This is a genomic window from Paenibacillus oenotherae, assembly GCF_019443105.1.
GTDB classification, from domain to species: Bacteria; Bacillota; Bacilli; order Paenibacillales; family Paenibacillaceae; genus Paenibacillus_Z; species Paenibacillus_Z oenotherae.
The window spans coordinates 227,907-242,510 of sequence record NZ_JAHZIJ010000001.1 but is presented as its reverse complement, the minus strand read 5'-3'; the positions used below and the strand labels follow the sequence as shown (position 1 = coordinate 242,510).

At 52.1% G+C, this 14,604-nt stretch carries 15 protein-coding genes; all 15 read left to right on the top strand.

Features of this window, described 5'->3' with window-relative positions:
- Window positions 1-86 precede the first annotated feature (86 nt).
- Window positions 87-320 (top strand): acyl carrier protein, encoded by a 234-nt coding sequence (gene acpP, locus K0T92_RS01090; RefSeq protein WP_219870572.1) that lies wholly within the window; start codon window positions 87-89, stop codon window positions 318-320.
- A gap of 251 nt (window positions 321-571) precedes the next feature.
- Window positions 572-1,810 (top strand): beta-ketoacyl-ACP synthase II, encoded by a 1,239-nt coding sequence (fabF, locus tag K0T92_RS01085; RefSeq protein WP_219870571.1) that lies wholly within the window; start codon window positions 572-574, stop codon window positions 1,808-1,810.
- On the top strand, window positions 1,800-2,498 hold the full coding sequence (gene rnc, locus K0T92_RS01080) for a ribonuclease III (RefSeq protein WP_219870570.1): 699 nt from the start codon (window positions 1,800-1,802) through the stop codon (window positions 2,496-2,498). The genes fabF and rnc overlap by 11 nt, the downstream gene beginning before the upstream one ends.
- Before the next feature lie 52 nt (window positions 2,499-2,550).
- Entirely contained in the window at window positions 2,551-3,012 is a 462-nt protein-coding gene (locus K0T92_RS01075; protein WP_219870569.1) for a hypothetical protein, read from the top strand.
- A gap of 519 nt (window positions 3,013-3,531) precedes the next feature.
- Window positions 3,532-7,116, top strand: coding sequence for a chromosome segregation protein SMC (gene smc / locus K0T92_RS01070; protein ID WP_219870568.1), 3,585 nt, complete (start codon window positions 3,532-3,534; stop codon window positions 7,114-7,116).
- 95 nt (window positions 7,117-7,211) lie between these two features.
- Window positions 7,212-8,216 (top strand): signal recognition particle-docking protein FtsY, encoded by a 1,005-nt coding sequence (gene ftsY / locus K0T92_RS01065; protein ID WP_219870567.1) that lies wholly within the window; start codon window positions 7,212-7,214, stop codon window positions 8,214-8,216.
- A gap of 130 nt (window positions 8,217-8,346) precedes the next feature.
- On the top strand, window positions 8,347-8,715 hold the full coding sequence (ylxM, locus tag K0T92_RS01060) for a YlxM family DNA-binding protein (protein ID WP_219870566.1): 369 nt from the start codon (window positions 8,347-8,349) through the stop codon (window positions 8,713-8,715).
- 103 nt (window positions 8,716-8,818) lie between these two features.
- Complete coding sequence (gene ffh / locus K0T92_RS01055; RefSeq protein ID WP_219870565.1) at window positions 8,819-10,186, top strand: signal recognition particle protein; 1,368 nt, start codon at window positions 8,819-8,821, stop codon at window positions 10,184-10,186.
- Between the two features lie 36 nt (window positions 10,187-10,222).
- Entirely contained in the window at window positions 10,223-10,495 is a 273-nt protein-coding gene (gene rpsP / locus K0T92_RS01050) for a 30S ribosomal protein S16 (protein WP_219870564.1), read from the top strand.
- A 25-nt stretch (window positions 10,496-10,520) separates the two neighbouring features.
- On the top strand, window positions 10,521-10,751 hold the full coding sequence (locus tag K0T92_RS01045; protein ID WP_219870563.1) for a KH domain-containing protein: 231 nt from the start codon (window positions 10,521-10,523) through the stop codon (window positions 10,749-10,751).
- 84 nt (window positions 10,752-10,835) lie between these two features.
- Window positions 10,836-11,354: a ribosome maturation factor RimM gene (gene rimM, locus K0T92_RS01040; RefSeq protein ID WP_219870562.1), complete on the top strand. Its 519-nt coding sequence runs from the start codon at window positions 10,836-10,838 to the stop codon at window positions 11,352-11,354.
- 4 nt (window positions 11,355-11,358) lie between these two features.
- Window positions 11,359-12,135, top strand: coding sequence for a tRNA (guanosine(37)-N1)-methyltransferase TrmD (gene trmD / locus K0T92_RS01035; RefSeq protein ID WP_219870561.1), 777 nt, complete (start codon window positions 11,359-11,361; stop codon window positions 12,133-12,135).
- Window positions 12,136-12,464: 329 nt separating this feature from the next.
- Window positions 12,465-12,806: a 50S ribosomal protein L19 gene (gene rplS / locus K0T92_RS01030; RefSeq protein ID WP_219870560.1), complete on the top strand. Its 342-nt coding sequence runs from the start codon at window positions 12,465-12,467 to the stop codon at window positions 12,804-12,806.
- Between the two features lie 85 nt (window positions 12,807-12,891).
- The gene (gene lepB, locus K0T92_RS01025) at window positions 12,892-13,584 is read left to right on the top strand and encodes a signal peptidase I (RefSeq protein WP_219870559.1); all 693 of its coding nucleotides are present in this window, start codon (window positions 12,892-12,894) and stop codon (window positions 13,582-13,584) included.
- A gap of 9 nt (window positions 13,585-13,593) precedes the next feature.
- Window positions 13,594-14,463, top strand: coding sequence for a ribosome biogenesis GTPase YlqF (gene ylqF, locus K0T92_RS01020; RefSeq protein WP_219870558.1), 870 nt, complete (start codon window positions 13,594-13,596; stop codon window positions 14,461-14,463).
- Window positions 14,464-14,604 lie beyond the last annotated feature (141 nt).

The window sequence follows — 14,604 nt, the reverse complement described above, 5'->3', positions numbered from 1 at the left end:
CTTCAGTGGAGAACGCTGGGGCAGCCAACAGAGATATGGCAATTTGTCCACAATTCTCGTATAATACCATGGAGGAGGTGAACCGGATGTCCGATGTATTAGATCGTGTTAAACGCATCGTTGTCGACCGCCTTGGCGTTGACGAATCAGAAGTCACAATCGAAGCGTCGTTCAAAGACGACCTCGGCGCTGACTCTCTCGATGTCGTTGAACTAGTCATGGAACTGGAAGATGAGTTCGATATGGAGATCTCTGATGAAGATGCAGAGAAAATTACCAGTGTGGGAGAAGTTGTGAATTACATACAATCTCATACCTAAGTTTAAGAAGAGTCCCGTTCACAAGGCGGGACTTCTCTCCATCTAACGCATTTTTTCAAAATATAAGAAAGTATAAGTTTCTCTATATACTTTGTTTATATTTCCAACGGGAAGAAACCTTGCACCGCCATTAATGACGGCGTCATTCTTTCTTCTTGCATGGTTCCCCTGGAAATGAACAATCGCAGCGCGCGTTTCTAATAGATTAATTGTACGTACCAAATATTGTTGTCCAGCAGAGGTGATTTGGAATGAAACAGAGAGTGGTCGTTACGGGTATGGGGGTCATGACCTCGCTCGGCACCGATTTGGATCAATTTTGGGGTAGCTTGATGGAGGGTAAGTCTGGAGTCTCGCATGTTGAGGCATTCGACGTATCCGAATATCCAACCCAAATTGCAGCAGAGATCAAGAACTTCAATCCAGAAGATTATTTTGACAAAAAAGAAGGACGCCGCATGGACCGCTTCGTTCAATTTGCGGTTGCGGCCAGCCAGAAGGCTGTCAGGGACGCCTCGCTTAATATTGGCGAGAATGCGGATGCTGAGCGTGTCGGCATTATGATCGGCTCCGGCATTGGCGGTCTTGGAACGTGGGAGGACCAGCATAATATTTTGCTGGAGAAGGGTCCCAAGCGCGTTAGTCCGTTCTTTATTCCGATGATGATTGCGAACATGGCATCCGGTCAAGTATCCATTGCAACTGGCGCCAAAGGTCCCAACAGCACAGCGGTTACCGCTTGTGCGACAGGAACGCATTCCATTGGCGACTCATACAAATTGATACAACGCGGAGAAGCTGATGTGATGATCTGCGGCGGCGCCGAGGCGACAATCCGTCCGACAGGTATGGCAGGCTTCTGCTCCATGCGTGCGATGTCCACACGCAATGACGAGCCGACGAAAGCCAGCCGGCCGTTCGATATTGACCGTGACGGCTTTGTAATGGGTGAGGGCGCAGGTGTTCTTGTGCTAGAATCGCTGGAGCATGCATTACAGCGCGGTGCTCGCATCTATGCGGAGATCGCAGGCTACGGCATGAGCGGTGATGCTTATCATATGACGGAGCCTGATCCGGACGGAGCTTCCCGCTGCATGCAGCGCGCTCTGAAGGATGGGGGTCTTGCACCATCGGATATTGATTACATCAATGCACATGGAACGTCCACGCCGGTGGGTGACAAGTCGGAGACGATTGCGATCAAGAAAGCATTGGGCGACCATGCTTATAAAGTTGCCGTCAGTTCGACCAAATCGATGACAGGCCACTTGTTGGGGGCTGCTGGAGGCGTTGAAGCGGTTATTCTCGGGCTGACGCTAGTGAACGGCACCATTCCGCCAACAATCAACTTGGATAATCAGGACCCGGAATGTGATCTTGACTACGTGCCGAACACGCCGCGCAAAGCGGACGTGCGGGTGGCATTGTCCAATTCGTTCGGTTTCGGCGGTCACAACGCTACGATCGTGATGAAGAAATATGAAGCATGATAGTTTCGAGGAGCTGCAGCAGCGTCTGCAGCTTCGATTCCATAAGCCGCGCCTGCTCAAGCAGGCGTTTACACACACTTCTTATGTCAATGAACATAAGCAGAAAGAGCTGGAGCATAACGAGCGGCTGGAATTTCTGGGCGATGCCGTTTTGCAGCTCACCGTTTCGGAGCATTTGTACCGCACTTTTCCGGAGAGGCCGGAGGGGCAGCTGACACGGATGCGGGCTTCCATTGTATGCGAGCCTTCGCTTGCGCGTTTTGCTGACATGCTGGCATTCGGTGCTCATGTGCTGCTGGGCCGCGGTGAGGAGCAGCTGGGAGGAAGGCAGCGTCCTGCATTGCTTGCGGATTTGTTCGAGTCTTTCATTGGTGCGATCTACCTTGATCAAGGCATCGAGGCTGTGCGGACTTTTCTGGCTGCCAATATTTTTCCTCATATCGATATTGACGGCGGGCTGCTTGTGAAGGATTACAAGTCAACGCTGCAGGAGAGGGCGCAGCATGCCGGAATGAGTCCAATCGAGTATCGGATCAAGGAAGAGCGCGGGCCTGCCCATGACCGCGAATTTGTAGTCGAGGTGCACATCGGCGAGCAGAAGTGGGGAATGGGAATAGGCCGTACCAAGAAGGAAGCCGAGCAGCAGGCGGCAGCGGAAGCTTGGCGGCATTTATTTAAACAAGCTTGAGGGCTGTTATCGAAGAATCCTGGGCCACTGTAGTGGGGACCGGGATTTTTTATTGTTTTCTGGCGGTATCATTTCCTGGGCAGTCCGCCTTCTGCTTGAATTCCATACAGCCGGCAATCATAATGGCGATTGGCATGGTCCGGCATGGCCAGGCATGGCCCACGCCTGGCGTTTTTTCGCTATTAGCCCGTTGCAAGGTGGAGCCTATATAATTTACCCAGGAGCGATTCCAACACCAACACCAACACCAACACCAACACCAACACCAACACCAACACCAACACCAACACCAACACCAACACCAACACCAACACCAACACCAACACCAACACCAACACCAACACCAACACCAACACCAACACCAACACCAACACCAACACCAGTGAACATTCCTGCGTATGAGCAGGTTTTTTCTTATTCTGGCCTGCTGAAGAGCCAATGCCTGCTAAAGTGCAGGCATTTTCCTCGAATTGGCCTCTATCGATCAATTATGCTTGAAATTGATGCGCAATAGCAGGTATTCTACCTACTAGAGCTTTTTTAGCTGAAAATTCCTGTACTTTCGCATGATTTTTTCTCTACCTGCCGAGTGATGGATTTTTCTCTAACGGTCATGTGATAGGCTTTTCTTCATATCGTGTGTTGGGCTTTTCTACAGCACGTGCGATGGACTTCTCTGCATGTCGCGTGGTGCATATTTTCTCTGTTCCGTCGTTAGTCGATTTCTTCTCTGCATGTTGTGTGCTTCTTCTTCTCTGTATGTTGTGTGCTGTTTCTTCACTGCATATAGTTTGATGTTTCTTCTCTATATACGAGTACTGTTTTCTTCGATGTCTGTCGGATGGTCAAATTAATCAGGTTTTCGGGGCTGGTCTCGTATGTTTTATTCCGATACACAGTCTGCACGGAGCTGCTTATAGCGACGCAGGCAGCGCCCCCTGAGAGTGAATGTCGAATGATGTCGATTGGTGGATTTCAGCATGTCCTTTTCGGTTAATTATGTTACAATGGTCGGTGAGGTGAAGGCTGAGCTATGTTCCTGAAAAGGATTGAATTAGCAGGATTTAAATCGTTTGCCGACAAGACAGAGCTTGAATTCGTCCGGGGCATAACAGCAGTTGTCGGGCCTAATGGCAGCGGCAAGAGCAATATTAGCGACGGCATCCGCTGGGTGCTGGGTGAACAGAGCGCGAAGAGCTTGCGCGGCGGCAAGATGGAAGATATTATTTTCGCCGGGAGCGATGCTCGTAAAGCGGTCAATTATGGCGAGGTGTCATTAACGCTGGATAACAGCGACAATGCGCTTCCGCTTGAATATAACGAGGTGACGGTAACGCGTCGCGTCCACCGCAGCGGCGACAGTGAATATATGATTAACAAACAGCCGTGCCGGCTTCGAGATATTACGGAATTGTTTATGGATACCGGTATCGGCAAAGAAGCGTATTCTATTATCGGGCAAGGCCGAATCGAAGAGATTCTGAGTACGAGATCTGAGGATCGCCGCGGAATATTCGAGGAAGCTTCCGGTATTGTGAAATATAAATCGCGCAAGCGTGAAGCGCAGAAGAAGCTGGATGACACGGAGCAGAATTTGCTGCGGATTCATGATTTGGTATCTGAGCTTGAGGATCAGGTGGAGCCGCTTCGTGTTCAATCAGAGAAGGCGGTTCATTTCAAGCAATTGAAGGAACAGCTTAAGACGTCTGAAATTTCGATGTATGTACATAACATTGAAACGGTGCATCGTTCATGGAGCGAAGCGAATGAACGGATGTCGAAGCTGCAGGGCGAGCAGCTTGCTCTGTCAACTGTCGTCAGCAAGCATGATGCTTTGCTTGAGAAGGATCGCCAGAAGCTGCGGGATCTGGAGGAAGCGCTCGACCGTCTCCATGAATCGATGCTGCAGTACAGCGAGGATTACGAGAAATGCGAGGGTTATGGCGAGGTTCTCAAGGAGCGCAAGCGCAATTTGGACGGCAACCGCACTCAGCTGGAAGCTTCGATTGAAGCACAGATGCAGCGGATTGCGGCCCTGACCAAGGAAGAAGCGGAGTTCAGGGGGAAAGCGGCAGCTCTTGAGAATGAGCTTGCTGTTCTGCGTCAGCGATTGTTCGCAGAGGAGACGCAGTTAATCGGGAATGCCGCTTCATTATCCGGTGATGCCGAGGAATCGCTGAAGAGCGAGCTGCTGGACATTCTCAGTTCAATGGCTCAGCTGCGCAATGAAATTCGTTATGCCTCCCAGCAGGAGGAGGCATTGCAGCGGAGAATGGAGCGGCTCGGAGATGAGCAGTCCAAGTGGCAGGAGCAGAATGAGAAGCTCACCGCACGCCGCGCGGATCTCAAGCAGCGACTGGAATCAACGCTTGCGGAAATTGCAGCTATTCGAGACCGTTACATTAAAGAGGGCGAACAGCTGCAATCAGGGCAGAAGCTGCTGGAAGAAGCACAGGGGGCTTCGCGCAAGTGGGAGCAGAAGGTAGAGGCGCTCCGTTCACGCCGTGATACGATGAAAGAGATGCAGGATGACCTGGACGGATTTATGCAGGGTGTCCGTGAAGTGCTTAAAGCATCCCGCCGCTCTGCAGGCGGCCTGGAAGGCGTGCATGGTGCTGTAGCGGAGCTTGTCCGTGTGCCGGAGAAGGTGGAGCTTGCCATTGAGACTGCTCTTGGAGGAGCGCTGCAGCATGTTGTTATGCAGGATGAGCGGAGCGCCCGGGCAGCAATCGCATTCCTGAAGCAGCGCCAGCTTGGACGGGCTACCTTCCTTCCGCTTGATGTCATCAGGGGAAGAAGCATTCCAGAGCAGGATAAACGGGTCATTGCGGGAACAGAGGGCTTCGTCGGTGTAGCTGCTGAGCTTGTCTCCTGTGATGCCAAATACAAGTCAATCGTGGACAGTCTGCTCGGAAATGTTATTATTGCCGAAACTTTGGAGCAAGCGAATCGGATTGCGGCGAAATGCTCCTACCGGTTCCGTGTCGTCACGTTGGAGGGCGATGTCGTTAATGCTGGCGGCTCCATGACAGGCGGCAGCATTCAGAAGAAAGGTGCCAATCTTCTGGGAAGGCAGCGCCAGATCGAGCAGTTGGATCAGGAAATTGTCTCGACAGAAGGGCAGCTTGCGAAGCTGCGTGACAAAATCGCTGATTTGCGCAAGGAACAATCGATACGGGGACAGAATGTCGATGAGCTGCGCGGCCAAGGAGAGCAGCGCAGAATCGAGGAGCAGCATCTTCGCGCGGAATTGCAGCAGCTCGATAACGAGAATCGGCATCTGGACGAGCAGCGCCAGCTGTTCGAGACCGATCGTGATGGTCATAAGTCTGAGCGGCAGCAGATCCAGCAGACGGCAGCGGATGCTGAGCGGCGGCTTGCGGAGCTGACGCTTGCCGAAGCCAAGCTTCAGGAAGCGATACGTGTGGCGGAAACTCGGCGCAAGGAAAGCGAGACGGCCAAGGAGCAGATGCAGGGCCAGTTGACGGATCTGAAGATTGCAGTAGCCAAGACCGATCAGGAGAAGCAATCCTTCGAGGATCAAGCGGCGCGGGTGCGCTCTGAGATTGGCCGTGCGAAGCAGGAGCTTGCCGGACTGCGGGATATGTTGACTCGTCAGGAAGAGGATGCCGCGTATCACGCACAAGAGAGCGTCGTCCAGATTCAGCAATTGAATGAGCTGCGGCTGCAGAAGAATAACTGTGCGGAGCAGACGGACATTCAGCGCTCGCAGCGTGCGAGCATGATTCGTGAGCTGGAACAGGGTGAGAGCGAGACGAAGGAGCAGCGTGCTCAGCTTCGCACGGTCGAGGATGGGCTGAGGCAGACGGAAATTGCAGCCAATCGCCTTGATGTCGAACTGGATAATCTGCTGCGGAAGTTGAGCGAGGAATACGAGCTGAGCTTTGAGCTTGCGAAGGAGCGTTATCCCGTCCCTGAGGACGTACAGGCGATGCAAACCGAGGTCCGCGATCTGAAACGGAGCATCTCTGCGCTTGGAGAGGTCAATTTGGGTGCGATTGAGGAATATGAGCGGGTCAAAGAGCGCTATACATTCCTCAATGATCAGAAGAATGACCTTATCGATGCCAAGACGACGCTTTATCAGGTTATCCGCGAGATGGATGAAGAGATGTCCAAGCGATTCCGCACGACGTTCGAGGCGATTCGCGGCCATTTTGTTGTCGTGTTCGCCAAGCTGTTCGGCGGAGGACGAGCGGATCTCATTATGGTGGAGCCCGACCGCGTACTGGAGAGCGGCATAGACATTGTGGCTCAGCCTCCGGGCAAGAAGCTTCAGAATTTGCAGCTTCTCTCGGGTGGGGAGCGGGCGCTGACGGCGATTGCGCTGCTATTCGCGATTTTGCAGGTCAAGCCGGTGCCATTCTGTGTGCTCGATGAGGTTGAGGCGGCGCTCGATGAAGCCAATGTGTCCAGATTTGCGCAATACCTTCGCGAGTTCTCGGAGCTGACACAGTTTATTGTTGTTACGCACCGCAAGGGAACGATGGAGGAAGCGGATGTGCTCTACGGGGTGACAATGGAGGAAGGCGGCGTATCCAAGCTTGTATCCGTCCGGTTGGAGGACGAGGAGCCAGTCTACGCTACATCCTCTTAATGGCCTCAATTATATATGAAACGACATGTTAGCCGGAGCCGGATATTATGTTGTCCGGGCCCGGCTTTTGTGAGTAAAGGGATGGAGTGATAATTATGAGTTTTTTTAAACGGTTGAAGGAGAGTATTTCGCAGAAGACAGAAGCGGTCACGAATATATTCAAGGAGGGTCTGACGAAGACCCGTACAGCTTTCGTCGAGAAGGTTGAGGAGCTGATCACACGCCGCAAGAAGATTGATGAAGCATTCTATGAGGAACTGGAAGAAATATTGATCGGTGCGGATGTCGGCGTTAATACGGTTATGACGCTAATTGACGAGCTGCGCGTTGAGGTGAAGAAGCGCAAGATCGAGGATGCGGCAGAGCTGCAGCCCGTGCTGTCTGAGAAGCTGGTAGGCTTGCTCAAGAGTGACGAACAGTCAGGTCTGCGCATGGCAGATTCAGGAATGACGGTCATTCTGTTCGTCGGCGTGAACGGCGTTGGCAAAACAACGACAATCGGCAAGCTTGCCCACAAGTTCAAGTCGGAGGGCAAAAGCGTTCTGCTTGCAGCGGGCGATACTTTCCGTGCAGGCGCAATTGAGCAGCTGGAGGTATGGGGCCAGCGCGTTGGCGTTGACGTCATCAAGCAGGAGTCCGGTGCTGACCCGGCAGCTGTTATGTACGATGCGGTTAATGCAGCCAAGAATCGTGGCGTGGATGTCCTGTTGTGCGACACTGCGGGCAGATTGCAGAATAAATCGAATCTGATGGATGAGCTGAACAAAATATTCCGCGTTCTGCAGCGGGAGGTTCCGAGTGCGCCACATGAGGTGCTGCTGGTACTGGATGCGACGACAGGGCAGAATGCGCTTAGTCAAGCCAAGCTCTTCGGCGAGAAGAGCGGTGTAACGGGTCTGGTGCTGACGAAGCTGGACGGAACTGCAAAGGGCGGTATCGTCATCGCGATTCGCAACGAGCTGAATCTGCCGGTCAAGCTGGTCGGATTAGGCGAGAAAATGAACGATCTGCAGGAATTCGATTCCGATCAGTTCGTGCACGCGCTGTTCGCCGGACTCATTCAGAAGGCGGAAGAATCCGAAGCCCCGTTGGAAGGCTAGAGTTGAAGCCGCATCAGACACCAGAGCGCTGACAAGGGATTTTACTTGACAGTAGGCTCGTGTCTGCGATATGATAGACGTCGTGGTAAAGGTGTCAAGGTATTTACCTTGACGAAAGGGGTGGCTGCTGATGACCGATCAAGAGACTGACGCCCTGGCGAAGACCAATCGAATCAATATGCTGTTTGATTTTTACGAGCTGCTGCTTACTGAGAAGCAGCAGACTTTTCTTAAATATTATTTTCACGATGATTATACGCTGAGCGAGATCGCTACAGAGTTCGATATAAGCAGACAAGCTGTGTATGAACATATTAAGCGGGCTGAATCAGCATTGGAGGATTACGAAAGCAAGCTCGGGCTGCTCGTCAAGCATGAGGCTGCAGGGCAGTGGCTGGAGAAGCTGGCCAGCTGCGCTGACGAATTAGCAGGCGATGAGACGCTCCGGTTGCAATTGCTCCAGATTGTTGAAGGCTTGCGCGAAACCGAACGAAATTAATGCGTGCCGGTGATCGTTACATATTGACGGAAAGCACGAAAGATGTTCGCGATAGATGGAACCATGGAGTTAAACTTTTGATTACTTGAGGGAGGTGACGGTCATGGCGTTCGAAGGATTGGCAAGCAGGCTGCAGAATGTTTTCGGCAAGCTGCGCGGCAAGGGCAAAGTGTCGGAGGAAGATGTAAACGAGGCAATGCGCGAGGTGCGGCTTGCGCTGCTTGAAGCCGACGTTAACTTTAAGGTGGTAAAGGATTTTATCGCCAAGGTGAAGGATCGTGCAATCGGCCAAGAAGTGATGAAGAGCTTCACGCCTGGCATGGTCGTCGTCGATATCGTTAATAAAGAATTGACAGAGCTGATGGGCGGCACGAACAGCAAGCTGGCCAAGGCCAATAAGCCGCCGACAGTGATTCTGATGGCCGGTCTTCAGGGTGCGGGTAAAACAACCTCTTCCGGAAAGCTCGCCAAGCTGCTGCTCAAAGAAAAGCACAGGCCTCTCCTTATCGCTGGCGATATCTATCGTCCTGCTGCTATCAAGCAGCTGCAGGTGCTGGGGGAACAGATCGGCGTTCCGGTATTTACGCTGGGCGATCAGACCTCGCCGGTAGAAATTGCCCGTGCTGGCCTCCAGCATGCCAAGGACAATAATCACGATTATGTCATTATTGATACCGCCGGCCGTCTTCATATCGACGAAGCGCTGATGGAAGAGCTGCATCAGATTCATTCCATCACGAAGCCGGATGAAGTGCTTCTCGTTATTGATGCCATGACAGGCCAAGAGGCTGTCAACGTGGCACAAAGCTTCCACAGCCAGCTTGAGCTGACAGGGGTCGTTCTGACGAAGCTCGATGGCGATACAAGAGGCGGAGCTGCGCTATCGGTTAAGGCAGTAACGGGATGCCCGATCAAATTCGCTGCGACAGGCGAGAAGATCGAGCCGCTGGAGCCTTTCTATCCTGACCGGATGGCTTCACGTATTCTTGGCATGGGCGACATGCTGTCTCTGATTGAGAAGGCGCAGTCCAGCATTGACGCAGAGAAAGCGGCTGAGATGGAGCGCAAGATGCGTACGGCTGAATTCACGTTCGAGGATTTCCTGGAACAGATGGAACAGGTGCGCAAGCTTGGGCCGCTGGATCAATTGTTCGACATGCTGCCTGGTATGGGCAAAATGAAGGATATGAAGAACGTCAAGGTGGATGAGAAGCAGATCGGCCGCGTCGAAGCGATTGTGAAATCGATGACGAAGGAAGAGAAGCAGAAGCCTGAGATTATGAACCACAGCCGCCGTAAGCGAATTGCGACAGGCAGCGGCACAACGGTAGCCGATGTGAACCGCCTCATTAAGCAGTTTGATGATATGCGCAAAATGATGAAGCAGTTCTCGTCCATGATGGGTCCGAAAGGTCCCAAGGGCGGACTGAAAGGGCTTAAAGGCATGATGGGCAAGAAATTCCCGTTCTAGGACGGCATTGTTTATTCTTTCAAGGAGGTGAATGACATGGCAGTACGTATTCGTTTGAAACGGATTGGTGCGCACAAAGCGCCTTTCTATCGCGTTGTAGTATCCGATTCCCGTTCCCCGCGTGACGGTCGATTCATTGAAGAGATCGGCACTTACAATCCGGTTGCACAACCGGCTCAAGTAAGCATTGACGAGGAAAAAGCGTTGAAATGGCTTCAAAATGGTGCACAAGCTTCTGATACTGTGCGCAACCTGCTTTCCAAAGCTGGCGTTTTGAAAAAATTCCATGAGCTTAAAGTTCAGAAATAACTGCTCTTTAGCGGAGGCCTAGACGATGAAAGATTTGATTCTTGTCATAGCGAAGGCTTTAGTGGATTACCCGGAAGACGTGCGAGTCGACGTGAAGGAAGACGATCGCGGCACCGTCTATATGCTGTCGGTCAATTCGGCCGATATCGGCAAGGTGATTGGCAAGCAAGGACGGATCGCTAAAGCGTTGCGGACGGTCGTCTCATCGGCGGCTGTCAAATCGCAAAAGCGCGTCATGGTCGATATTATTTCGTAGCGATCGTACATCGAAGCAGGGTTAGGATGATATGTCCTAGCCCTTTTTCGATGGAAATTACGAAAGAAGGTGAAGGGAATAGCGATGGAGACAGAATGGCTGACAGTCGGCAAAATAGTCAATACACACGGCATTCGCGGGGAAATTAAAGTGGTGTCGCAAACGGATTTTCCCGAAGAGCGCTTTGCTCAAGGAAATAAGCTGGTTATAGAGAATCCGGAGACAGCGCAGCGGATTCCGGTCGTTGTGAACGGAGCCAGACTGCATAAAAATATGTATATCGTAAAGATTAAGGATCTTGATGATATTAACATAGCGGAGAAGTATAAAGGCTGGAATCTGAAAGTGTCCAAGGATGATCTCGGCGAGCTGGATGAAGGCGAATACTATCACTACGAGATCATCGGCTGCAAGGTTTTCACGGAAGAGGGAGAAGAGCTGGGCGCCATTACGGAAATCCTTGTTCCCGGAGCCAACGACGTGTGGGTTATCCAGCAGCCTAAAGGCAAGCAGCTGCTTGTTCCTGTCATTGATGAGGTTGTGCTTGATGTCGATGTTGAAGCGAAGAAGGTTATTGTGCGGTTGATGGAAGGATTGGTCTAGCAGCATGAGAATTGATGTACTGACCTTGTTCCCCGAAATGCTGGAGGGCGTATTCGGAGCCAGCATTCTCGGCAAGGCGAGAGATAAAGGGATCGTAAGCCTGAATGCGGTTAACTTTCGCGATTATGCGAACAATAAACATAATACGGTAGATGACTATCCTTACGGCGGCGGAGGAGGGATGGTGCTCAAGCCTGAGCCTCTCTTCGCAGCGGTAGAGGATACGATTACCGAGGGCGGAAGGCCGCCGCGGGTCATTCTGATGTGTCCGCAGGGAGAATCCTTCACACAGCGAAAAGCAGAGGAGCTGGCCAAAGAGGAGCATCTGATCTTTGTGTGCGGTCATTATGAGGGTTATGATGAACGCATTCGCGAGCATCTGGTCACGGATGAACTGTCGATTGGCGATTATGTGCTGACCGGCGGGGAGCTTCCGGCGATGGTTGTAGTGGACAGCGTGGTGCGGCTGCTGCCGGGCGTTCTGGGCAATGAGAATTCCGCTGTGACGGATTCTTTCAGCACAGGGCTGTTGGAATACCCGCATTATACGAGACCGGCTGTGTTCCGCGATTGGGAGGTGCCTGAGGTGCTGCTGTCAGGACATCATGCCAATGTTGAAGCATGGCGAAGGGAACAATCGCTTCAGCGCACGCTGCAGCGGAGACCGGAGCTGCTGGAGACGGCTGAGCTGACCGCCAAGGAGCGGATATGGCTTAGCAAGCTCAAGGAGCAGGGCGGAATGGGCAACCAGCCAGCCAAAAAGCAAGGCTCCACAGACTAATAAAGCGGGATGTGGCAGGAAATCAGTCAGCCAAAGAGCAAGGCTCTACAGACTAATAAAGCGGAATATCGCAGGAAAGCATGGCGCCGAGGCGGCTTATAGGGTGCGGAGTGCGTTGGAGCGGGTTTGCTCTAGCGGTTGACGGGCTGCCGAGATTAGCAAGTTAGCAGGCGGCTGAAAATAGGCTGTTGTTTTATGGATATAGATGTGGTAGAATTGCTGGTGTTGCATTTGAATAGTCGGGCGGTCCGCTATGAGGCTATGATACCGGTTTATTGGACAACCGGTGAGCACATAAGAACGTCTGTGGTGGAAGGAGTGAATTGATCATGAATCTTTTACAAACGATTGCTCAAGAACAGTTGCGGACAGATCTTCCCAACTTTCGTCCTGGTGACACGTTGAAAGTACACGTTAAAGTTATCGAGGGCACTCGCGAGCGGATCCAGCTTTTCGAAGGCGTTGTTATTAAACGTCGCGGCGGCGGAATCAGCGAAACGTTCACGGTTCGTAAAATTTCGTACGGTGTTGGTGTGGAGAGAACTTTCCCATTCAACTCGCCGAAAATCGAGAAGATTGAAGTAGCTCGTCGTGGTAAAGTTCGCCGCGCGAAACTGTACTACCTGCGTAGCCTTCGCGGTAAAGCTGCGAGAATTAAAGAAATTCGCTAATGAACGACAAGAAGGGGCTTGCACAAACAAGTCCCTTTTCGTTTTTTTAAAACACTTTATACTTGCCATTGAAGAGGGTGAATTTATGGATCAACAGCAACGGCCGAATGAAGAAGCTAACGAATTGGAGAAAGGGCATGAAGACAACAGTGCCCATGAAGCAAATGGATCGCGCTCTGAAGCGGTTGCTGAAGGGACTCCCTCTGGCGGCGGCCGGGCACAGAAGGAAATTTTCGAATGGGTGAAGGCGCTGGCGATTGCCGCACTGCTGGTCATCGTTATTCGTTATTTCCTGTTCGCGCCGTTTATTGTTGACGGACCGTCCATGGAGACTAATTTCTATACCGGTGAGAGGATTATCGTAAACAAGCTGATCTATGATATTCGCGAGCCTAAGCGCGGGGAAGTGCTTGTGTTCCACGTTCCGGATCAAGGCCGTGACTTCATCAAGCGTGTCATTGGTGTTCCTGGCGATAAAGTAAAGTATGAGGGCGACAACTTATATATTAATGGGAAAAAGGTTGAAGAACCCTATTTGAAGGAATCTCTTGATGCGGCTAAAGCCAAAGGCGAGATCTTCAATACTGAAGCTAATTTCCCCAATGAGAAGGTGCAAAGCGACACGGTGCCGGAGGGCACGGTGCTGGCATTCGGTGACAACCGTCGGAACAGCCAGGACAGCCGGGCAATCGGCTTTATTTCCATGGATGAGATTGTTGGACGGGCGGATGTTGTTTTTTGGCCGCTGAAGGATATTACGTTTGTTAAACATGAATGAGGTGACAGCATGACGATCCAGTGGTTTCCCGGTCATATGACACGGGCGCGGCGGCAAATTCAAGACAAGCTGAAGCTCATCGACATCGTCATTGAGCTGCTCGACGCCCGTGTGCCGATTTCGAGCCGGAACCCGATGATTGACGAGATTCTGCGGGACAAGCCGCGACTCATCGTGCTCAACAAATCGGATTTGGCTGACAGCCGCACAACAGAGCAATGGATTGCCGCTTTTGCCGAGCAAGGACATGCTTGTATCGCTGTTGATTCATCGACAGGCACGCGGGTGAACGAGATTCCGGTGCGTGCCAGAGCCATTCTGCATGCGATGATTGAGCGCCAGATTGCAAAAGGAATCAAGCCGAGAGCAGTCAGAGGACTGATCGTGGGCATACCGAATGTCGGCAAATCAACGCTGATTAACCGGCTCGCAGGCCGCAATATCGCAGCAACCGGCGACCGTCCGGGTGTTACGAAGGGGCAGCAATGGATCAAGGTCGGCACAGAGATGGAGCTGCTGGACACGCCGGGTATTCTGTGGCCGAAGTTCGAAGACCAGATAGTCGGCTATCGGCTGGCAATGACAGGCGCCATTCGCGAGCAAGTGCTGAACGTGGAGGATATCGCCTTCTTCGCAGTCAAGGTGCTGGTCAAGCGCTACTGGCCGACTATTGCGGAGCGGTTCGGTGTTGAAACTCCGCCTAAGGATATTGAGGATGCGGATGAAATTGTGCGTGTCATGGAGGATATCGGCCGCAAGCGGGGATGTCTGATTAGCGGTGGTCGAGTCGATCTGGAGAAGACATCAGGCATTATTCTTCGCGAGCTGCGTGCAGGCAAGCTTGGCCGGATCTCATTGGAAGGGCCGGATGATCTGTAATTCAATAATGACCCGTAAGATGGACATGTTCAGTCGTGGCCTCTTGCGGGTCATTTTTTTTTATCCTCTATGGCTGGAGCTGCCGCGCGAGGTGTTTTCGCTGCATGACGGCGGTCGGTCGATCATACGAGGGAATTGCGA